Raw genomic sequence first — 20658 nt, forward strand, 5'->3', positions numbered from 1 at the left:
GGAGTCGGTGACCAGATGTCCGCTGCCCTGCACACGTCAGGACCGACGCACTCGACGCCCGTGTAGCACCTGACGAAAGGGACCCATGCGCCAGGATCCGCAGGCACTGCCGCTCGGCGGGGTCGCGACGGACCTGTCCACGGACCAGTCAACAGCGGTGTGGCACCTGCCTGCGGACACCGAGCCGCAGGAACGGCTGTGGATGGCCTTCCCCCGCGACTATGCGCAGATGGGAACCTCCACGTGGGAGCTGTCCGGGGCACGCCGCGCCTGGACCCGGGTGGCGCACGCGGTCATGGACTATGAGCCGGTGACCCTGCTGGTGGATCCGGCGGACCGGCAGATCGTGCACACCTACGTGGACCCCATGTTCCCCATCGTGCCGCTGGCCATGGACAACCCCTTCCTCGGCCTGACGGGGCCCACCTTCACCACCGGTGACGTGGATCCGGCCACGGGCCAGCGCCAGCTTGGCATGATCGACTGGGTCTTCAACGGCTTCGGACGCCGGCCCGGATTCGAGTACCGCCTGGACGACGTGGTGGGCGGGACCATCTCCGACCTCACCAACGCCCGGCGCCAGCTCTCCCTCATGGTCAACGAGGGAGGTGCCTTCATCACGGACGGCGAGGGCACCCTGGTCGCCTCCGAGGCCGTCCTGCTGGACCCGGCGCGCAACGGCGGTTGGACCCGTGAGCACGTCGAGGCCGAGTTCACCCGCTACACGGACATCCGCAAGATCATCTGGCTGCCCGGCGGGCTCACCCGCAATCAGGGGCGGTTCGGCCTGGGCGGGCACATCGACCAGCTCATCGCCTTCGCCTCCCCCACCGTGCTGCTGTTGCACTGGCAGGAGAACCCGGCCCACCCGGACCACGCCGTCTCCGCCCGCACCCTGTCCATCCTCCAGAACGAGACCGACGCCCAGGGCCGGCCCCTGAACGTGGCCACCCTGACCGCACCCCTGGCCGGCCAGGACGACCGCGGCCCCCTCGCCTGGTCCTACGTCAACGTCCTGCCCGTCAACGGCGCCGTGGTGGTTCCCTCCTTCGAGGACCCGCACGACGACGGCGCTCACCAGCTGCTGCGGGCCGCCTACCCGGGGCGCACGGTCGTGCCCATCCCGGCGCAGCGGCTGTACCGACGCGGCGTCGGCATCCGCCAGGTCGTCCTGCCGCAGCCCTCCCGGAAGGTGCCCGCTTAGGCCGAGTGTGTGTGGAGTCGCGGATGGCCGTGGCGGCCACCGCTCTACTACTTCACGCTCCACTTGTTTCACCTTTCACGTTCTGCACCGCGATTCCCGCCGATCGTGAACATTCCCAGTGAGAATGATCGGGATTCCTCATGATGAGCGGGAAAAGCCGCATCGGCTGATCCTCCACAGCCGGCAAGATGCTCACAATGGTCCACATCTACCCTCCAGCGGACCGCTCGGGACCTCCCGATCGTGATGTCCTGACTGGCATGATGGCCGCCTCGACAGGATTCTCAACCCCGGATCTCCAGTTTCCACTCGAGGCGACCTCCCCGCAGGCCCTCGCAGCTTGGGGCATCCCCCTGCGCCGAACCACCGAGGACGGTGTACCGACGGACGACGCACCCATGGTGTTCAGAAAGGCCAGATCCGGGGAACTCATCAGAGTCCGCCCCGGCGTCTTCGCCCCGGCCGAGCCGTGGAACAAGGCATCGCGCGATGACCGCTTCTGCGCTTCCGCGGCGGCTCTCGCCCTGACCTGCCAGACCGACCCCGTCTTCTGCCGTGAGACGGCCCTCCTGCTGTATGGGCTGCCACTCGTCAACAGGCCCGCAATGCTGACGCTGCGGGCATCAAGCACCAGCATGGCCGGCTCCGTCAAGCGTGCGAAGCCGAAGGGGGCAGCCTGGCCGATCTTCGGCGAGCGGAGGATTTCTGTGCCACGGGCGTGGAGTGACCTGTCCGCGGCACAGCAAAACCCGTTCCGCCAGCACCTCTTCCCGGGATCCTCGATGGTCCTGGAAGACCTCCGGCTGTGCCTGGCGGACACCTTGCCGCGGCTACCGTGGGAAGACGCCATCGTGGTGGCGGACGCGCTGCTGAGTGGACTGAGAAGCACGTCGGCCAGCATGCCGGCCGCCATGAACGCAGCGATGGCCACGCCGTGGACCGTTCAAGACCTCACCTCCCTGGCCAACTCGTGCACCACCCAGAAAGCCGCCCACCGCCTACGTCAGATCGCGGCCTTCGCCTCGCCCCTGTCCGGATCCCCTGGCGAATCGTGGAGCCGAGTGGTCATAGACCGGCTTGGCTTCGAACCGCCAGAATTGCAACACCAGGTACGGGCCGTCGATGGTCGACTTCTGGGCATCCTCGATTTCTGGTGGAAGGGACTTCGGCTTGCCGGGGAGTTCGACGGCAAGAGGAAGTATGCGGGCAGCAACAGCTACTCGGGGCGCGACGTCGATCCAGTGATCCTGGATGAGAAGCTGAGATCTGAACGCATCCAGGAAGAAGGCATTCGCTTCGTCCGCTGGATGTGGGATGACCTGACGTCGCCTTGTCGACTGGAGGCCAAGCTACTGCGGGCAGGCGTCCCCCGTCACTGAATGCCACTGAGAACCCACCAGCCGCTCGCAGCAGCCGGCTCAGGGAGCCACTGCCTCAGTCGGTTTCGGGGGTGAACAGCTCGCGTACGTCGTCGGCGGTGATGGTGGAGGAGAAGGCGGCGTCCCCGTCGGTCAGCGAGGAGAACAGGGCTGCCTTCTTCTGTTGCAGCGCGAGCACCTTCTCCTCGATCGTGCCCTCGGCCACCATGCGGTAGACCATCACGGTCCGGTCCTGGCCGATGCGGTGGGCGCGGTCCACGGCCTGGGCCTCGGTCGCGGGGTTCCACCACGGGTCCAGCAGGAACACGTAGTCGGCCTCGGTCAGGGTCAGGCCGAAGCCGCCGGCCTTGAGGCTGATGAGGAAGGCCGGTGCCGTCCCGGTCTTGAACCCCTCGATCACCTTCGAGCGGTTCCGCGTGGAGCCGTCCAGATACGCGAAGGCCACCCCACGGTCCGCCAGGGCGTCCCCCACACGCGTGAGGAATGAGGTGAACTGGCTGAAGATGATCACCCGGTGACCCTCGGAGACGATCTCCTCGAGCTGGCCCATGAGCGCCTCCATCTTGGAGGACGGCACGGAGGCGTACTTCTCGTCCACGATCGCCGGATCCAGTGCCAGCATGCGCAGCAGGGTCAGCGACTTGAAGATGATGAAGCGGTTCTCCTCCATGTTCTCCAGCAACCCCAGGACCTTCTGCCGCTCGCGCTGAAGCACCTGGTCGTAGAGCCGGCGATGCTTCGGCACGAGCTCCACGTGGCTGACCTGCTCCTGCTTCGGTGGCAGGTCCGAGGCCACGAGGTCCTTGGTGCGCCGGAGCATGAACGGCCGGATCCTCCGCCGCAGCCGAGCCATGCGCTTCGCGGCGAACCGCCGCCCGTCCTCGGAGGAGTCCGGCTGCTCGATCGGCTTGGTGTATTCGGAGCGGAACACCGTCGGCGAGGGGAACAGGCCCGAAGCCGTCAGCGAGAGCAACGCCCACAGGTCGGACAGGGAGTTCTCCATGGGCGTGCCCGTGATCGCCAACCGGAACGGCGCCCGGATGGCCTTGGCGGCCTGGTGCGCCTTCGCGGCCCGGTTCTTCACGAACTGGGCCTCGTCCAGCACCAGCCCGTCCCAGTCGAGCCCGGTGTACTCCTCGGATCCCAGCCGCAACAGGGTGTAGCTGGTGATCACGACGTCGGCTCCGGCCGCTTCCACGGCCACGCTCGTCCCCCGCTTGGCGGTGGTGGTTTCGAGCACGCGCAGGGTCAACTCCGGCGCAAACCGTGCGGCCTCGTCCTTCCACACGGACAGCACCGATGACGGTGCCACCACCAGGAACGGCGGGGCACCGGCCGCGAGCTGCCGCGCACGGACCATCAGCGCCAGGGTCTGGATCGTCTTGCCCAACCCCATGTCGTCAGCCAGAATCCCGCCGAGGTGGTGGTCGTAGAGGAAGGACAGCCACGCGAACCCCTCCAGCTGGTACGGACGCAAGGTGGCCTGCAGGCCCGAGGGGACGGCCGGCGTCGGGATCTCGGCGAGGTCCTTGAGCGCGCCCACGGACTCACGCCAGGCGACCGCCTCCTCGGACTCGTCCGCGAGGTCCTCGAACTCCTCCCAGAGGGCGACGTCGTACTTGTTGATCCGCGGCGCGTCAGACTTCCACTCGCCCATGGACTCGGCCTCGGAGATGAGCTCGCGCAGGCGGTTCAGCCCGGGGTGGTCGAGGGAGAAGTAGCTGCCGTCGTTCAGCATCAGGGTCTTCTTGCCCTGGGCCAGCGCCTTGAAGACCGCGGTGAATGGGATGAGCTGGCCGCCGACGGTGATCTCGAAGCCGAGGTCGAACCAATCGTTGTCTCGTGGATTCGCCGCCTCGACCTGAGTGACGCGGACCTGGGGATCGTCCGTCAGCTCGCGGTAGTCCGGGCGCTTGCCGTGTTCGACGACCTTGACGTGGTCCAGCTTCGAGAGCATTGGCAGCACGTATTCAACGAACCGGGCGGTGTCCGCTCCGTGCAGGTGCGTGTTGCGGATGGTGCCAGGGAGCACGGCCACGCCGTCCGTGGCCTCCTCGGCCGCCGCGCGGACCGTTTCCAGCACGGCGTCCTCGTGCTCGACGTCCCGGTCCACGTCCACCCCGCGGGCCCGGCCGGAGTAGCCGGTCGGCGACCAGCCGCCGCGGGTGTGGGGGCGCCGGTGTTCCACGGGCAGTTCGCGGCGCGGCCCCCAGTACAGCCAGTACCACTCCAGGGCGGTCTCATGGTTCTTCCGGTGGTCCACCTCGAGCCACAGCTCTGGGGCCGGAACCTCGGGGAACTCCACCGTCCCGTCAGCGCTGTCCACGTCCATGATGCGGGACAGCCGCGGGTAGACGTCGTAGAAGAACTCCTCGGACTCCTCCTGCGGGATCCGCAACGGTTCCGGCTGCTGCAACAGGTCCAGCACCGGGCGGGGGATAGCCGCCGACGCCGGCGCGAGCGTCAGGCGCACGGGCGCGAGATGGCGCGGGGCGTCGTCGAGGATCTCGGTGGCCACGAACCCCCCGGTGCCAGCGGCCCGGGCCCCGGGGATGACCTCTCCTGCGGACTCCACGATCGGGGCCACCTCCAGGCCCTGGCCCGGTCCGCTGACGTCCAGCCGCACGGTGGCCGGCCCGGTGAAGACCACCTCACTGAGGATGCCCTGGCCCACGAACTCGACACCCATGTCCTGTGCCCGCAGCAGGAGTTGCCAGGCCGCTGGGCCGGACAGGGAGTCCAGCCGCAGTGTCTCGTCATTGCCGTAGGCGTGCGGCCGCTCGGCGAGGTTGAGGCGGTAGAGCTGTCCGAGCAGGTCCACATGGTCCCCGCGCAACTGGTGGCGCAGGCCGCCGTACTGGAACTTCTTCCAGGTCAGCCCACCCTTGATCCAGTTGTCCCGGGTGCCCCGGCGCATCGGCCGTAGTTGGACGTGCAGCGGGGCCCCCTCCTGGATGTCCGCCACCGAGGCCTCGTTGGCGCCCCAGCGCCGGCGCATCTCACTGCGCGGCTCGGCCAACAACTCCACGCCGATCCCCACCGGCTCCTCGGCGTGGGTGACGGCCTCCTGCCCGGTCAGCTCGCCGAGCACGGTCCGCCAGTCACCTACCGGCGAGCCGGCCTGGGTTCCACCACCACCGTGCGCTGTCGCACTATTCCCGACGCCGGCACCGTCCGTGAAGCGGTCCACCTCGCCCCAGCCCTGGGCTGGCGGGGCCGCATTCGGATCGAACATCCCGGCCAACGGCGCCCCGGGAGCCGGCGGCCGCAGGTGATCCCGGATCGCCAGGGTCGTGGCCGCATAGAGCAGGGCGGCGGCATGTTTGCAGTCGTTGCGGACCGGGCAGCTACACCCGCCCCGCAATGGGGTCCATTGGCGCGGCAGGGACTCCGAAGAGGTGCGGCCCGGCACGAGGATCGCGAACGTGTCGTACGGCAGCGGGTCATTGCCCTGCACCTGCCCGAACAACGTACGCGGGGAGTTCGGTGCCGATTCTCCGGCGCGGTCCGGGCCGGACTCACCGTCCGTCGGCTCCCACAGCAGCCCCGAGACCACTCCCTGGCGCGCGTATTTCTTGCCGCGCTCGGCCGCCTGGGCGCCCACCAGCCGGGCGATGTCCTGGTCGGCGACATAGGGGTAGGAGGGGGAACTGCTCATCCCTCCATCGTTTCACGGCCCACGGACACCCTCAGCCGTCCTCCGCAGTCCGCACGGGCGTTCCCGCGGCCGTTCCGGCGTCGCTTGTGGCACCGGCCCGGCGGTCCGATCCGAAGGCGACGGCGGCCCCGTCGCCTGAGTCTCCGGGCTGGCCCGCGGCTGCCCCGTCACCACCGGCACCGCCACTGCCACTGCCACTGCCACCGGTACTAGTACTGTCGTCCAGGCCGCCGACGGCTCCGGCTGCGCCCCCGGCGTTCGCGGGCGCCGCCGTCGCGATCCGGGCCTTGCGGTGCCGGGACTCCATGCCCTTCAGATCGGAGGCAATGAAGGAGTTGATCCACCGTGATTGGGGATCGGCGTCGATCATGATGGCCTTCAGCAGCAGCGTGGCGGGCAGGGCCAAGATGGCACCGAGCGGCCCGAGGATCCAGGCCCAGAACAGCAGGGACAGGAAGGAGACGGTGGGGATCACGCCCACGGCATCGCCGGTGAACTTGGGCTGGATGATCGATTGGATGACGAAGTTCAGCACCGAGTAGGCGGCCACCACGGCGAAGAACGCACCCCAGCCGCCCTCGACCAGCCCGAGCAGGGCCGGCGGGATCATGCCGATGATGAAGCCGATGTTGGGGATGTAGTTCGTCAGGAAGCTCAGCACGCCCCAGACCCAGATCATGGGCACCCCGATGATTGCCAGGGCCACGATGTCCAGGCCGGCCACGATCAACCCGAAGAGGGTGGTGACGACCCAGTACCGGCGCACCCCGTAGGCGAAGGCGGTGAGGGCGGCGCCGAGCTCATACTTGGCGGTGTTCAGCAGGGCCATGCGGCGGTCCACGGCCACGGAGTCCATGGCGAGGAAGAAGACGGCCATGATCACGGTGGCCAGCAGCCCCAGCATGGCGGTGACGTTGGAGAGCAGCGCGGTGACGATCCCGGTGGCCGTGGACACCACGGTGGACATGTTGAGTCCTGCCAGCTGCTCGATCATCATGTCCGGGGTGACGCCGAAGCTGCCGATCCAGGTGATCATGCTGTTGTAGATCTCGTTGAACTGCTCCCCGTACTCAGGCAGGGCCATCACGAGTTCGGAGGCGGACCACAGGATCAGCGCCATGAAGACCAGGAGCACGACGACGACCACGAGCACGGTCACCGAGGCGCCGATGAAACGGTGCACGCCCCTCTTGATGAGCCAGGCCTGCAGCGGATAGGCGATGATCACCAGATTCAGTCCGAGGAACACGGGACCGATGATGGTCTGGAGACCCTGCACGAATTGCAGCGTGATGACCAGGCCGGCCAGACACAGCACGATCACCAGGAATCGCGGCCAGACGCGGAGCGATCTGGTCTCAGGGGTCATGCCGGAGGCATCTGCAGTGTCCACGTCCGAGAGTCTACGGCGGGCCCCGGACACGTTGCTCTCAGGGAGGACCCTGAATCCCACCCTGAGAACCACCCGGAGCCACAGCGGCTGACAGCACCGCAGGGCCCGGTTACCCTCGGACCATGATCCGCGACGAGAGCATCCAGGGATACGTGAACCGTCTGGCCTCCGGTGAACCCACGCCGGGAGGAGGGGCCACCGGTGCCCTGCTGCTGGCCCAGGGGGTCGGTCTGCTGGCCATGGCCGCCCGGTTCAGCGACCACGAGGAGCTGGCGGAGCGGGCGGCCACCCTGGCCTCGCGCGCCCTCGCCCTGTCCGATGACGACGAGCAGGCCTTCGCCCGGGTCTCCGAGGCCTTCGGTCTGCCGAAGAACACGGACGCGGACCGCCAGGAGCGCTCCCGCCGGATCCAGGAGGCGATCCGGGCAGCCGCCGTGCCCCCGCGGGACCTGGTGGAGGCCTCTGCTGATGCCCTGCGGATCGCGGAGGATATCTTGGCTGACTGCAACGCGAACGTGCTCAGCGATGTCGGGGCCGGGCTCGGCTGTGTGCGTGGGACCCTGGTGGCTGCGGCGGTGACCCTCGAGACGGACCTGGCCCCGCTGAAGGACGAGGACGCCAGCACCCAGGTCAGCACGGACATCCGCGAGGCCGACCGGCTGACCGGCCACGCCGACGATCTCATCGGCCGCACGCGCCAGCGGATCCGCGGCTGAGGTCCTGCGGTTGACGATCACTGTGCCGGCTGCCCCGGCGCAGACCTCATCGCCGCCCTGATCATCGCCGTCCCAGTCATCGCAGTCCTGGCCCCCCACCGACGACGCCGGCACGCAGCACCCGCTGGACCGTCGGGTCCGCCGAGCGCTGGTCCCGCCGCGATGGGGCCGGGGCCGCCAAGGCCGCGTCCGGCGGGGGCTTCAGATCGGACCGGCCAGCCCGAGGGAGCGGGGTGTTCGGGGTGGAGCGCAGCATGCCCATCATCTCCGTAGACTGTTGCCAAGAAGTTTATGCAGAGATTTCTCTGCAAAGATGTCTATGCAAAGGTAGCTCTGCTCATGGCCGATGGCAAGACCTCCGCGCACGATTCCCCCGATCCCGTCGTCGGCAAGGACGCCATGCCGGGGGTGGCGTCCCGGGCGCTCGACGCCCGCGCCATGAAGGCGTTCGCCCACCCGCTGCGGATGGCGATGTACTCCTACCTCACGGACCGCGGCACGGCGACGGCCACCTCAATGGCCCAGCACCTGAACGAGAGCACCGGGCAGACCAGCTACCACCTGCGTCAGCTGGAGAAGCACGGCTTCGTGGAGGAGGACACCGGGCGGGGCTCCGGCCGGGAGCGCTGGTGGAAGCCCGTGGGGTTCGCGGTGCCGACCTACGAGCTCTCGCAAGATGAGTCCAACCGCCCTGCCATCCAGGCCCTGTTCCAGACGACGCTCAACCAGCGGGCGCAAGCCCTCGGACGGTGGTTGAGCGTGGAGAACCACGCCGACCCCGAATGGGTCAGAGCCTCCATCGACTCCTCCAGCACACGCACCATGACCGCCCGGCAGGCGCGGGCCCTGAGCGAGGAGCTGATGTCCGTGATCGAGCGCCACGAGAAGGCGCTGGATCATGCGGAGCCGGCCCCGGACGCCCGTTCCGGTCAGACCGCGGACGGTGAGGAGACCCGCCGGGTCCGTCTCTACCTCAGCGTCTTCCCCCTGGTGATCGCGGACTGAACGCCCACACCGATGGGGGACTAAGTCACTCTGCGGGGCTGGTGGAGGAGTCCTGGAACTACGCGATCACGGTCCTGCCGGGGTTTCCGGGCCGCGCAGACGGCGGAGCAGCAGCCGGTCCAGGCTGAACCGGCCCGGGCCGACGACGGCCAGCACCAGGGCGCCGACGCCCAGTCCGGCGGCCAGCTCCCACCCTCCGTCAGCGGCGAAGAGGCCGTTGCTCAGGTGGGCGAACACCACCGCCCCGGCCAAGACGAGGCCGGCCAGCACGCCGGCGATCGGTGTCAGCAGGCCCAGAATGAGCAGCACGCCGCCGCCGATCTCCACGGCCATCGTGATCACGGCCGCCGCTTCCGGCAGGGGGATGCCCATCCCGCCGAAACCCTGTGCGGTGGCGGACACGCCCTGGAGAATCTTCTGCATCCCATGTGCCACCAGCACCACACCGAGGACCATTCGTGCCAGCAACAGCACGGCGTCACGGATCAGCTGTGGGACGGGGACCACGCTGGCGTCCGTGTCCGCGGTCCTCGCGTGAGGAGGGCGAGCGGCGGAGGACCGGGAGGACGAGGGAGACGGCGTGGAGGAGGCGGGAGGCACGGGGCCGCTGGCCGCAGGACGGAAGGACCCTCCTCCGGCACGTTGCCACTCCACGCCGCGGGGCTCCTCCTGTCCGCTCCTGGCGGCCAGTGCCTCGGCGGCGCGTTCCTCGGGCGACTTCACCTCAGTATTTCTGGTCATTCCTTCGAGGCTTCCGCGCCGGAGCGGTCGCGTCAAACGGCCTGCCGGTGCGGCGGCGGATGCACAGGGCCTTGCCAGTTGAGGCCAAGGATGCCCCCCTTCTCAGGCCAAGCTTCTATCCTCCGTAGCGCGAACTCGCCGCCCTCCAGCTTTTACGAATCCGTAACATCGGCATGCCCTATGGAAACATCCCTCTGGTTTATTGATAGTGAACACAGTTTCACCAGAATGCACAACCTGAAAGGCGTTCCGATGACTTCCACTGTTCCTCTGACCGGAGCTGACGCCAGACCTGCACCGATCGGCTTGCCGGAGCCCACCCTGGCCGAGCTGGCCGCCGCGAACGATGTCCGGTTCCTGCTGGCGACTTTCGTGGACATGACCGGCCGGCCCTGCGCCAAACTGGTCCCGGTCTCGGCCGCCGACGAACTGCAGTTCGAGGGTATGGGATTCGCCGGATACGCGGCCGGGATGATCGGCCAGAACCCGCAGGACCCGGACCTCGTGGTCTTCCCCGATCTGGCGTCCTATGCCCCCTTGCCCTTCGTCAAGGAAGGACTGGCCATGGTCCAGTGCGATCCCCACGTCGAGGGCGTCCCCTGGCCCTACGCACCTCGCGTGGCCCTGAAACACACGCTGGCCAAACTCGCCGAACGCGGAATGCGCCCCATGGTCGGGGCGGAGTTGGAGTACTTCCTGGTCAGCACGGCGGACAACGGCACCATCATCACCGCCGACGAGCGGGACAGCTCTCCGAATCCCTGCTATGACGCCCGCGGTGTGACGCGGATGTACGAGCACCTCACCGAGATCTCCGCGGCCATGAACAGCCTGGGCTGGGGCAACTACGCCAACGACCACGAGGACGGCGCCGGTCAGTTCGAGCAGAACTTCGCCTACGCCGACGCTCTGACCACGGCAGACCGGGTCATCACGGCGCGCTACATCATCGCCATGCTGGCCGCCGAGCGGGACATGACCGCCACCTTTATGCCCAAACCCTTCACCGACCGGCCGGGCAATGGGATGCACCTGCACCTGTCCCTGTGGGATGACTCCGGGCCTCTCTTCCCGGACGACTCCGACGGCAGGTCCCTGGGGCTGTCCGCACAGGCATACTCCTTCATCGGCGGGGTCCTGGAGCACAGCTCGGCGCTGCTGGCCTACCTGGCCCCCACGGTCAACTCCTACAAGCGCCGCAATGCCCAGACCACGGTCTCCGGAGCCACGTGGTCCCCCCGGAAAGCCACATATGGCGGCAATGACAGGACTCACTTCATCCGAGTCCCGGACGGCAACCGGATCGAGCTACGCGGCGGGGATGGATCCGGCAACCCCTACCTGATGATGGCGTCCGTCCTCGAAGCCGGGCTCGACGGCATCGACCGCCAGGTCAATCCCGGCGACCCCTGCGGCCCTGGCATCCAGCCGGACAGCGCGGCGGACCTGCCGAGCACCCTGCTGCATGCGGCCGCGGCCCTGCGGGCCGACACGACCGTACTCGGCGCACTCTGCGGCAGCCGTGCCGTCGGCGAGTACTACGCCGATGCCAAGGAACAGGAGTTCCTCTCCTGGCACAACCAGGTCAGCCAGTGGGAAGTGGATTCCTATCTCACCCACGTCTGACCCGCTCAGCCGCCCCTCCCACCATCACCTCGGCCCCAGGAGACAGCCATGTGCGGAATTGCCGCCCTCCAGATCACCAATCCCGCCCTGCGCCCCCAGTTGGGCTCTCTGCTGAACACCATGCTGTGCGAGGTCATCGAGCGTGGTCCCGACTCGGCCGGCATCGCCGTTTACGACAATCCGGCCCTCACCGACCCCGACACAACCGTCCTCAGTCTGCTGGGTGGCGAGCAGGCCCTCTCTCCTGCCGGCCTCGCCTCCGCACTGGAGCGGGAACTGCCGGAGGCCGAGGTCACCGTCGAGGTCCTCGGGGACACGACCTTCGTCTCAGGCCAGGCCTCCTCCACCGAACTCACGGCGGCCCTTGAGACCGTCCTTCCGGGCCGGGACATCATTGGCCGGGGCCGGCACGTGGCGGTGATGAAGGGCGTGGGCAACCCCCGCGACGTCGCAGAACACCATGGGCTCACCTCCATGACGGGAACCCGCGGGGTCGCCCACACCCGGATGGCCACCGAATCGGCGGTCACCGCCGCGGGATCCCACCCCTTCTCCGTTGCTGATGACCTGTGCTTGGTGCACAACGGCTCCTTCTCCAACCACGCCACGATCCGGCGGGACCTCGAGCGCCAGGGGGTGGTCTTCGACTCGGACAACGACTCGGAGGTCGCTGCCCGCTACCTCGCCACCCGACTGACGGCCGGCGAGGAGTTGGAGTCAGCCTTGGAACACCTCGGCACAGTGTTCGACGGCTTCTACACCCTGGTCGTCACCACCCGGGACGGCATGGCCGTGGTGCGGGATCCCATCTCCTGCAAACCAGCCGTCGTGGCGGTCACCGACGACTGGGTCGCCATGGCCTCCGAATTCAGGGCCCTGGCGGACCTCCCCGGAATCGACCACGCCCACGTCTTCGAACCGGAGCCGGGCCGCGTCTACACCTGGCGCGCCTGAACCGGACCCCACCCACCCCATCGACCCCCTGAGGAGAGCACCATGACCGCAGTAGTTCAGAGCACCGCCGTGGCGGACCCGACCGGCACGGTCCGCGGCACCGGACCCGTCACGGCGACCAGCACCGCGACCGTGGTCGACCTGGCCGCCACCTCCGTCCGCGAGCTCAATGCCGCCCTGCACGATCAGGCCGACCCCACGAGGAACTGGATCATCACCCACCCTGCCGGCCGGCACAACATCGCCGTCGGCATCGACCGGGACGTCACGCTGAGGGTGGACGGCCACGTCGGCTACTTCTTCGCGGGCATGCACCAGAAGGGTGAGGTCACGGTGCACGGCAATGCCGGCCAGGGGCTGGCCGAGAACATCATGTCCGGCCGGGTCCACGTCACCGGAGACGCCTCCCAATCGGCCGCCGCCACCGGGCACGGCGGCCTCGTGGTGGTGGAGGGCAACGCCTCCGCCCGCTGCGGGATCTCCATGAAGGGCGTGGACATCGTGGTCGGCGGCAACGTGGGCCACATGTCGGCCTTCATGGCCCAAGCCGGGCGGATGGTCGTCTGCGGGGACGCCGGGGAGAACCTGGGCGACTCGGTCTACGAGGCCCGACTCTACGTCCGGGGCCAGGTGGCCTCACTGGGCTCAGACTGCGTCGAGAAGCCGATGCGCCAGGAGCACCTGGCCGAACTGGCCGAGTTGCTCGTTTCGGCCGGCCGGGACGAAGACCCGGCCGACTTTCGCCGCTACGGATCCGCCCGTACGCTCTACCACTTCCACTCGGACAACGCGGATGCCTACTGACCTCGGCACCGGCCTTCCGCCGCACTGCACCGCACTGCCACGAGCAGCGTCCCGCCCCATCCCGCAGATCCCCGAGGAGAACTCCATGACCATCACCGACTACTCCCCCGCCGCTCCGGCCACCCCGCAGGCACCCCCGACGCCGGCCCAGTCGGGTCTGCGCGAATCCGCCACCTTCGACCGGGCCACCATCGCAGACATCCAGCGGGCCGCCTCCACCGGTATCTATGACATCCGCGGCTGGGGTGCCAAGAGGCGGCTGCCGCACTTCGACGACCTGCTCTTCCTGGGCGCCTCGATGTCCCGCTACCCGTTGGAGGGGTACCGCGAACGGTGCAACACCGCCGTCGTCCTCGGTGACCGCCACGCCTCCAAACCGCTGCACCTGGACATCCCCATCACGATCGCCGGCATGAGCTTCGGTGCCCTCTCCGGCCAGGCCAAGGAGGCACTCGGCACGGGCGCCAGCGCCGTGGGGACCTCCACCACGACGGGCGACGGCGGCATGACCTCGGAAGAGCGCGGCCATTCGAAGACCCTCGTCTACCAATACCTGCCCTCCCGCTATGGCATGAACCCGGATGACCTGCGCCGGGCGGACGCGATCGAGGTCGTGCTCGGCCAGGGTGCCAAACCCGGCGGCGGCGGCATGCTGCTGGGACAGAAGATCACCGAACGGGTGGCTGCCATGCGCACCCTGCCCGTCGGGATCGACCAGCGATCTGCCTGCCGCCACCCGGACTGGACCGGTCCGGACGACCTCGAGATCAAGATCGGCGAACTGAGGGAGATCACCGACTGGGAGAAGCCGGTGTACGTCAAGGTCGGCGCCTCCCGCCCCTACTACGACACCGCGCTGGCCGTGAAGTCCGGGGCCGACGTCGTGGTGGTGGACGGCATGCAGGGCGGCACCGCCGCCACCCAGCAGGTCTTCATCGAGAACGTGGGCATCCCCACCCTCGCCGCGATCCCGGAGGCGGTCCGCGCCCTGCGGGACCTCGGGATGCACCGCAAGGTCCAGCTCATCGTCTCCGGCGGCATCCGCACCGGGGCCGACGTCGCCAAGGCCATGGCCCTGGGCGCCGACGCCGTGGCCATCGGCACCGCCGCCCTGATCGCATTGGGCGACAACGATCCCCGCTACCAGGCCGAGTATGAGGCGCTCGGTTCGACCGCCGGGTTCTACGACGACTTCCAGGACGGCCGCGACCCTGCGGGCATCTCGACCCAGGACCCGGCCCTGTCCTCCCGGCTGGACCCGGTCGAGGGCGGGCGGCGCATCGCCAACTACCTGAGGGTGCTGACCATGGAGGCACAGACCATCGCCCGGGCGTGTGGCAAGTCGGACCTTCGCCACCTCGAGCCGGACGACCTGGTCGCCTTGACGGTGGAGGCCGCCGCCATGGCCAAGGTCCCCCTCGCCGGCACCACGTGGATCCCGGGGGCACCCAGTTCGACCGGCGTGGTCGTGTGAGCACCGTGGACACCGCCCGGTACACCGTCATCGGGGCCGGGCTGATGGGGGCGGCCACCGCCTGGCAGCTGGCCGTACGCGGCGAGGAGGTGCTGGTGGTCGAACGGGACGAACCCGCCAACGCCCAGGGGTCCTCCCACGGTTCGGCCCGCATCTTCCGCCACGCCTACCCGGACCAGCTGTACGCGGACCTGACGGTGCAGGCCTGCGACTATTGGGACCGGCTGAAGATCAACTCCGGGCGGACCCTGATCGACCGCGTCGGCTGCCTGGACCACGGCCGGGGGCGGGATCCAGGGCAGCTGGCCGGGGTCCTGGAGCGGGCGGGTGTGGAACACGCCCTCCTGAGTGCCGGGGAGGCCTCCGAACGGTGGCCCGGAATCGAGTTCTCCACCCCCGTGCTGCATCAGCCCCACGCCGGTGTGATCGACGCCCAGGAGGCCGTGGCGTCCATGATCGACCTCGCCGTGGCCGCCGGGGCCCGTGTGCTGACCTCATGGCCCGCCTCCGGCGTGGAGCGCGCCGGGTTGGGATTCCGGGTGTCCGGGCCGGCGGGCGGCACCATCGAGACCTCACACGTGGTGGTGGCCGCCGGAGGCTGGCTGCCCGGGCTGCTGGCGCGGTTGCCCCTGCCGGCTGGCGCCGCCGAGGCCGTACCCCCGCTGACCGTGATGCAGGAGAATGCTTACCACTTCCCCTACCGGGACCCCCAGCAGCTGTGGCCGTCCCTCATCCACAAGGACGAGATGCAGGTCTACTCGCTGCCGGGCGGCCGCGACGCCGGCTTCCGAGGACAGAAGCTGGCCGAGTACAACGGCGGCAGGGCCTTGGGATCCGCGGCGCTCCAGGACGGGATCATCGACCCGGCCAACCGCGAGCGCGTGATCGAGTACGTGCGCCGGAACCTGCCCGGCCTGGTCCCCGAGCCCTACGCCGAGACCACCTGCCTGTTCACCAACACCCCGGACGAGCACTTCGTCCTGGACACCCTTGACGACATCACCCTGGTCTCGCCCTGTTCCGGGCACGGGGCCAAGTTCGCCCCGCTGATCGGGGCCTTGGCTGCGGATCTGGCCACTGGGTCCACGGAGGACGGCGACAGCCCGCTGGTACCGGAGGTCTTCCGGGTCTTCAACCAGGATCACGACGCCGACCCGGCCGGCCGGTCCATGCCGGTCTCCGGAACCGTTCGGGTCGCCTGACAGTGCCGCGTGGCCGGGAATGGGCTGACTGCCCGGTATAGGCTGACTGGATGCCACTCGCCGAGAATCCCGGAGAACCGCTGGAGAAGTCGATCGGTGAGCAGGTCAGGCACTACCGGATCCAATTGAGCCTGACGGCGTCGGATCTGGCCGACCGCACCGGCCTGTCCAAGGCCATGATCTCCAAGGTCGAGAGCGCCTCGGCATCCTGCTCCCTGTCCACCCTGGCCCGACTGGCCGACGGTCTGGGCGTTCCGGTGACGGCCCTGTTCCGCAGCCTCGAGACGGACCGGGAGGCCTCCTTCACGAAGTCCGGCGAAGGGGCTGTGGTGGTCCGCAGCGGGACACGCCGAGGCCACGAATACCAGGTGCTCGGCCAGCTCCGCGGCCGGCCGAACGCCCTGGAGCCCACGCTCGTGACGCTGACCAGCTCCTCGGACGTCTTTCCGCTGTTCCAGCACACCGGCACCGAATTCCTGTACATGCTGGAAGGGGAGATGGTCTACAGTCACGGACCCCACCGCTACCAGTTGCTCCCCGGAGACTCCCTGCTGTTCGAGGGCGAAGCCCCCCACGGACCGGCCGAGTTGGTCAGCCTGCCGATCCTGTTCCTGGCCATCGCGGATCCACAACCCGCCGCCTCGAAGCAGCACTGACCGGAGGCAGTACTGGCGAGGGCAGACCTGACCGGCTAACCGGCGTGGTGGGCGAGGGCGTCGGCCAGTGCGACCGTCCCGAGCCTGGCGTCGTCGTCCTCGCACAACTCCTCCGGTGAATGGGAGATCCCGGTGGGGTTACGCACGAAGAGCATGGCGGTCGGGACCTCGGAGGCCAGCACGCCGGCATCATGACCGGCACCCGTGGGCAGCATCGGTGAGCCTCCGGTGGCCACGGACAGTTCCAGGCCGAGTGTGGCGTCGAAGTGCACGGTGCCGCTGACGGACTCCTCTACCAGGTCCATGGTGCACCCCTCCTCGGCGGCCAGCCGGCGGGCCTCTGCGTGGATCTTCTCGACGATCACCGCAGTGACGGCGTCCTCCGCATGGCGGACATCCAGCCAGAAGTCCACGCGGGAGGCAATGACGTTGGTGCCTCCGGGGATCGGCTGCAGTCGGCCGACGGTGGCCCGGGCCCCGGAGTGCTCCAGCGCGATCTCCCGCACCGCCACCACCGTCCGGGCGGCCGCCACCATCGCGTCCTGCCGGCCGGCCATGAGCGTGGTCCCGGCATGGTTGCCCTGGCCGTGTGCGGACAACCGCCACCGCCCGTGGCCCAGGATGGACGAGGCCACCCCCACGGGAGCCCCGAGGTCGATCAACCCCCGGCCCTGTTCCACGTGCAGCTCGAGGAAGATCCCGATCCGGGCGAGCATGTCCCGATCGGCCCCGATCCGGTCGCCCCGGCCGCCTTGGGTCGTCAGCGCCTGGGCGAAGGTGACGCCCTCGCCGTCCCTCAGGGCCAAGGCCCTCTCCGGGGAGATGGCCCCCGTGAGCAGCCGGGATCCCAGGCAGGCCACCCCGAAGCGGGAGCCCTCCTCCTCGGGGAAGACGGCCACCACGATGGGCCTGGACGGAACGAAACCCCGGTCCCGCAGCACATCGATGGCGGCGAGGGACGAGGCGACCCCGAGCGGACCGTCGTAGGCCCCGCCTCCGGGGACCGAGTCCAGATGGGAGCCGGTGACCACGGCGTCACGCCGCTGCTTCCCAGGCGCATACCACCAGGCCCACATGATCCCGTTGCGGTCTGTCTCCACATCCAGGTCCCGCTGGGCGGCGGCTTCCAGGAACCAACTGCGCAGCTCCAGTTCCGCCGAGCCGTAGACGGGACGGGAATAGCCCCCGCGGGCCCGGTCTCGGCCGATATCCTCGATGGAACGCATCAAGGACAGGACGGTGCGGGCTGCACCGAGGTCCGCGGAGGCGGAGTTCGAATAGCCGGTCGAGGCGTCTGACGCGGTTCGGCCTTCGGCGGTGGTGGGGGTCTTCATGCGGCATCGGCCTCCTGGAGCCAGCGGGCGGCGGCATCACGGTAACGGGCGATCCCCTTGTAGTCGGCGAGGTCTTCGGGCAGGGTGCGCAACACCTCGGCGAGGCGGCGACCCCAGGCGGGCACGGCGGCCAGCTCACGCAGGGACAGCAGGTGGGTGCGGACCAGGAACAGCAGATCGCCCGTTGTCGGGACCTTGATGAGGTGCTGGACCTCGACGCGTAGGTGCAGCCGGTCCGGCAGTGCCGGGTCGGTCGCCACGAGGCTGCGGTCCTGGGCCCATTCCGGGTAGGACTCGGTGGAGGTGTCCATTCGGCGGTCCACGGTCATGGTCCAGTTGGTCCGGCGGTAGGGGTCGCCGGGTTGGAGGTTCAGCAGGAATTGCTCCGCCCGGTCGATGACCCCCAGGTCCGCGGCCCGCGGCACCGGCCCGTGGATTTCGCTGAACGGCAGACCCACGTCGAATCCCATGGACCAGTCGGCGGCGAAGGTGACGACCCCGGCATCCAGCCAGAGGGCGCCCTCCCGGAGATTGAGCAGGGCGAAGTCGTCCTGCACCTGGGTGGACAGGAAACGCAGCGGGCCCTCGGGAAGTGAGTAGTCCGCCCCGACGATGAAGTCGGTCTGGAGCTGCTGGAGCCGATTGGTCCACCGGCACCGGTCACCGTGCCGCTCGTAGGCCATCCACTCCGGGTAGGTCGCGGCCAGTTCGGTCAGCACCAGATGCAGTGCGCCCCACACACCGGGGCGCATGTGCGACATCTGGGCGGCCCGGCTCGGATCCCGGTCCAGGACGGCAGCCCGCGCCTCCAGGTCCTGGAGGTAGAAGCCGTCCACCTCAAGGATGCGCTCTCCCCACCTCCCGGCGGCCGTCTGGCTCGGATTCCTCCCCGGTTCCACGTTGACGCTGTACATGTACCGGTCATGGGGGAAGGGGAAGGGGAAACGGCGGACATGCTCCGGCAGGTCCAGGTGGGACGGCGCGTCGATACTCACAGGTCAACCTCCAGGATGGGCCCCTCCGAGCGCGACACGCACGGCATGAGGCAGGTGTTCGAGGACTTCTCGGCCGGGGAGAGGAAGCTGTCCCGGTGCACGGGCGTTCCCGCTGTCACGGACAGCCGGCATTCGCCGCACACGCCTTGGCGGCACAGGTTCGGCACGCCGATGCCCTCGACTTCCAGCGCCTCCAGCAGGGAGACTCCGGACGGCACCGGAAGCTCGCCACCCGAGCGTGCCAGCCGCACCGTGAAGGGTTCCCCCGGGTCGAGGGCCACGGTGTCGAAGACCTCGTGGTGCAGCCGGCCCTCGGGCCAGCCGAAGTCTCGGGCGGTCTGCAGGGTGGCGTCGGTGAGCGAGCCGCTGCCGCAGACATAGAGGTGGGTGCCCATGGGCTGGCGCCGCAGACTCTCGGTCAGCTGCCGGGCGAGGGCCTCCCGTCCGACGCACTCGACCAGCCGTTCCCCGCAGAGTCTCCGCATCCGCTCCAGATGGGGCGCGGAACCGTCCCGGTAGCCGAACAAGACGGTGAAGGGCCGGCCCCACCGCACGGCGGCCTCCGCGTGCGAGAGCACCGGGGTGATCCCGATGCCCCCGGCGACCAGCACATGGTGGGTGGCCGTGGCGGTCGGGGCGAAGCCGTTGCGCGGCAGCGAGACCTGGACGCGGTCCCCGGGGACCAGACCGTGGATGAAGGCCGATCCCCCAGTGCCGCCCGCGCGGAACTGGACGGAAATGGCGTAGTCGACCGGGGAGTTGCCACTGCCGGTCAGCGAGTAGGCGTTGACCGTGGTGCCGGTGGGTGCCGCACACTCGACCAAGACGTGGCTTCCCGGCACGTACTCGGGGAGCGGTCCCCTGCTCTCCCGCTCCAGGACCACCGAGCACACCCCAAGGGATTCGGTGCGGACTTCCCGGACCACCAGCTCCAGTCCCCGCCGCAACGGCAGGGGCCGCCGGTAGGCGGTGAGGACCTCGCTCGTCATGCTGCCGCCTGCCCGGTCCGCGCTGCCACGTCTTCGGCGCCGGCCACGGCCCCCAGGTAGGCACTGAGGCCGCGGGAGAAGTGCTCGAACACCTCGAGCACCAGCCGGCACCCGCTGCACTGGACCATCGAGGCCGAGGCCGCGGCCGTCGTCGTGCACCGGCAGTGCGGGCAGTAGACCCGTTTCTCGGTGTCCGGCCGCTCCAGTAGCTCGATCTCCTCGCCGATCAGGCCCGCCTCCAGGGCGTCCCTCTGAGCGGCGCGGACCGCCGTACTCGGTCCGGACAGGACCAGACGGGTCCCGACGAAGGCGGATCGGAGGTGATTCTCGAGCCAGGCGGCCTGGTCCCGGCCGTACTCCCTGGCCACGTATTCGGCGTACATGGTCCTGTCCATCTCCGGCCCGAGATGCTCGACCAGCCGGGTGCGGTCCTCTTCCGAGAAGGACAGGGCGATCCGCCAACGCACTCGAACGCCTTCCCGCTCCGGTGCCGCCGTTCCCTTCTCAACCGTCGTTGCAGTCATGGCG

18 protein-coding genes are annotated in these 20658 nt (G+C 69.0%); 10 read left to right on the plus strand and 8 right to left on the minus strand.

Going from position 1 to position 20658, the window contains the following annotated elements:
• Positions 1 to 85 precede the first annotated feature (85 nt).
• Both C8E99_RS09860 and C8E99_RS09865 read left to right on the plus strand, forming a co-directional pair.
• Complete coding sequence (locus C8E99_RS09860; protein ID WP_115932142.1) at positions 86 to 1204, plus strand: agmatine deiminase family protein; 1119 nt, start codon at positions 86 to 88, stop codon at positions 1202 to 1204.
• Between the two features lie 398 nt (positions 1205 to 1602).
• Complete coding sequence (locus tag C8E99_RS09865; RefSeq protein ID WP_170144575.1) at positions 1603 to 2583, plus strand: hypothetical protein; 981 nt, start codon at positions 1603 to 1605, stop codon at positions 2581 to 2583.
• A 55-nt stretch (positions 2584 to 2638) separates the two neighbouring features.
• Here the strand turns inward: C8E99_RS09865 and C8E99_RS09870 are convergent, their stop codons facing one another.
• Positions 2639 to 6241 carry a DEAD/DEAH box helicase gene (locus C8E99_RS09870; protein WP_115932144.1) on the minus strand — a complete coding sequence of 1201 codons (3603 nt, stop codon included), beginning with the start codon at positions 6239 to 6241 and terminating at the stop codon, positions 2639 to 2641.
• Between the two features lie 31 nt (positions 6242 to 6272).
• Positions 6273 to 7634: an AI-2E family transporter gene (locus C8E99_RS09875; RefSeq protein ID WP_245952242.1), complete on the minus strand. Its 1362-nt coding sequence runs from the start codon at positions 7632 to 7634 to the stop codon at positions 6273 to 6275.
• Positions 7635 to 7756: 122 nt separating this feature from the next.
• Between C8E99_RS09875 and C8E99_RS09880 the strand changes: the two genes are divergently transcribed.
• Positions 7757 to 8350 carry a cyclodeaminase/cyclohydrolase family protein gene (locus C8E99_RS09880; protein ID WP_115932146.1) on the plus strand — a complete coding sequence of 198 codons (594 nt, stop codon included), beginning with the start codon at positions 7757 to 7759 and terminating at the stop codon, positions 8348 to 8350.
• A gap of 76 nt (positions 8351 to 8426) precedes the next feature.
• On the opposite strand, the gene C8E99_RS15780 is transcribed toward C8E99_RS09880, so the two are convergent.
• Positions 8427 to 8615 (minus strand): hypothetical protein, encoded by a 189-nt coding sequence (locus tag C8E99_RS15780; RefSeq protein ID WP_147301218.1) that lies wholly within the window; start codon positions 8613 to 8615, stop codon positions 8427 to 8429.
• Positions 8616 to 8689: 74 nt separating this feature from the next.
• Between C8E99_RS15780 and C8E99_RS09885 the strand changes: the two genes are divergently transcribed.
• A complete protein-coding gene (locus tag C8E99_RS09885; protein WP_115932147.1) occupies positions 8690 to 9355 on the plus strand; it encodes a winged helix-turn-helix domain-containing protein in 666 nt (221 codons plus the stop codon).
• A gap of 66 nt (positions 9356 to 9421) precedes the next feature.
• Here C8E99_RS09885 and C8E99_RS16220 read toward each other — a convergent pair whose 3' ends face one another.
• The gene (locus C8E99_RS16220; RefSeq protein ID WP_245952243.1) at positions 9422 to 10096 is read right to left on the minus strand and encodes a DoxX family protein; all 675 of its coding nucleotides are present in this window, start codon (positions 10094 to 10096) and stop codon (positions 9422 to 9424) included.
• Between the two features lie 252 nt (positions 10097 to 10348).
• Here C8E99_RS16220 and glnT point away from each other — a divergent pair, with 252 nt between their 5' ends.
• Genes glnT through C8E99_RS09920 form a run of 6 tightly spaced genes read left to right on the plus strand, consistent with a single transcriptional unit; the run spans position 10349 to position 16812 of the window.
• On the plus strand, positions 10349 to 11722 hold the full coding sequence (gene glnT / locus C8E99_RS09895) for a type III glutamate--ammonia ligase (RefSeq protein WP_115932148.1): 1374 nt from the start codon (positions 10349 to 10351) through the stop codon (positions 11720 to 11722).
• A gap of 48 nt (positions 11723 to 11770) precedes the next feature.
• On the plus strand, positions 11771 to 12676 hold the full coding sequence (locus C8E99_RS09900; protein ID WP_115932149.1) for a class II glutamine amidotransferase domain-containing protein: 906 nt from the start codon (positions 11771 to 11773) through the stop codon (positions 12674 to 12676).
• Between the two features lie 42 nt (positions 12677 to 12718).
• The gene (locus C8E99_RS09905) at positions 12719 to 13480 is read left to right on the plus strand and encodes a GltB/FmdC/FwdC-like GXGXG domain-containing protein (RefSeq protein ID WP_115932150.1); all 762 of its coding nucleotides are present in this window, start codon (positions 12719 to 12721) and stop codon (positions 13478 to 13480) included.
• Positions 13470 to 14954: an FMN-binding glutamate synthase family protein gene (locus tag C8E99_RS09910; protein ID WP_245952245.1), complete on the plus strand. Its 1485-nt coding sequence runs from the start codon at positions 13470 to 13472 to the stop codon at positions 14952 to 14954. Before C8E99_RS09905 ends, C8E99_RS09910 begins: the two co-directional genes overlap by 11 nt.
• Entirely contained in the window at positions 14951 to 16156 is a 1206-nt protein-coding gene (locus C8E99_RS09915; RefSeq protein WP_342767569.1) for an FAD-dependent oxidoreductase, read from the plus strand. Before C8E99_RS09910 ends, C8E99_RS09915 begins: the two co-directional genes overlap by 4 nt.
• A gap of 50 nt (positions 16157 to 16206) precedes the next feature.
• Positions 16207 to 16812, plus strand: coding sequence for a helix-turn-helix domain-containing protein (locus C8E99_RS09920; RefSeq protein ID WP_115932152.1), 606 nt, complete (start codon positions 16207 to 16209; stop codon positions 16810 to 16812).
• Positions 16813 to 16847: 35 nt separating this feature from the next.
• On the opposite strand, the gene C8E99_RS09925 is transcribed toward C8E99_RS09920, so the two are convergent.
• Genes C8E99_RS09925 through C8E99_RS09940 form a run of 4 tightly spaced genes read right to left on the minus strand, consistent with a single transcriptional unit; the run spans position 16848 to position 20654 of the window.
• On the minus strand, positions 16848 to 18146 hold the full coding sequence (locus C8E99_RS09925) for an allantoate amidohydrolase (protein WP_115932153.1): 1299 nt from the start codon (positions 18144 to 18146) through the stop codon (positions 16848 to 16850).
• The gene (locus C8E99_RS09930) at positions 18143 to 19141 is read right to left on the minus strand and encodes a heme-dependent oxidative N-demethylase family protein (protein WP_245952246.1); all 999 of its coding nucleotides are present in this window, start codon (positions 19139 to 19141) and stop codon (positions 18143 to 18145) included. Before C8E99_RS09930 ends, C8E99_RS09925 begins: the two co-directional genes overlap by 4 nt.
• On the minus strand, positions 19138 to 20130 hold the full coding sequence (locus C8E99_RS09935) for a PDR/VanB family oxidoreductase (RefSeq protein ID WP_115932154.1): 993 nt from the start codon (positions 20128 to 20130) through the stop codon (positions 19138 to 19140). The genes C8E99_RS09930 and C8E99_RS09935 overlap by 4 nt, the downstream gene beginning before the upstream one ends.
• Entirely contained in the window at positions 20127 to 20654 is a 528-nt protein-coding gene (locus C8E99_RS09940; RefSeq protein WP_147301219.1) for a dimethylamine monooxygenase subunit DmmA family protein, read from the minus strand. The genes C8E99_RS09935 and C8E99_RS09940 overlap by 4 nt, the downstream gene beginning before the upstream one ends.
• Between the last annotated feature and the right edge of the window lie 4 nt (positions 20655 to 20658).

This window comes from Citricoccus muralis (genome assembly GCF_003386075.1).
Lineage (GTDB): Bacteria > Actinomycetota > Actinomycetes > Actinomycetales > Micrococcaceae > Citricoccus > Citricoccus muralis.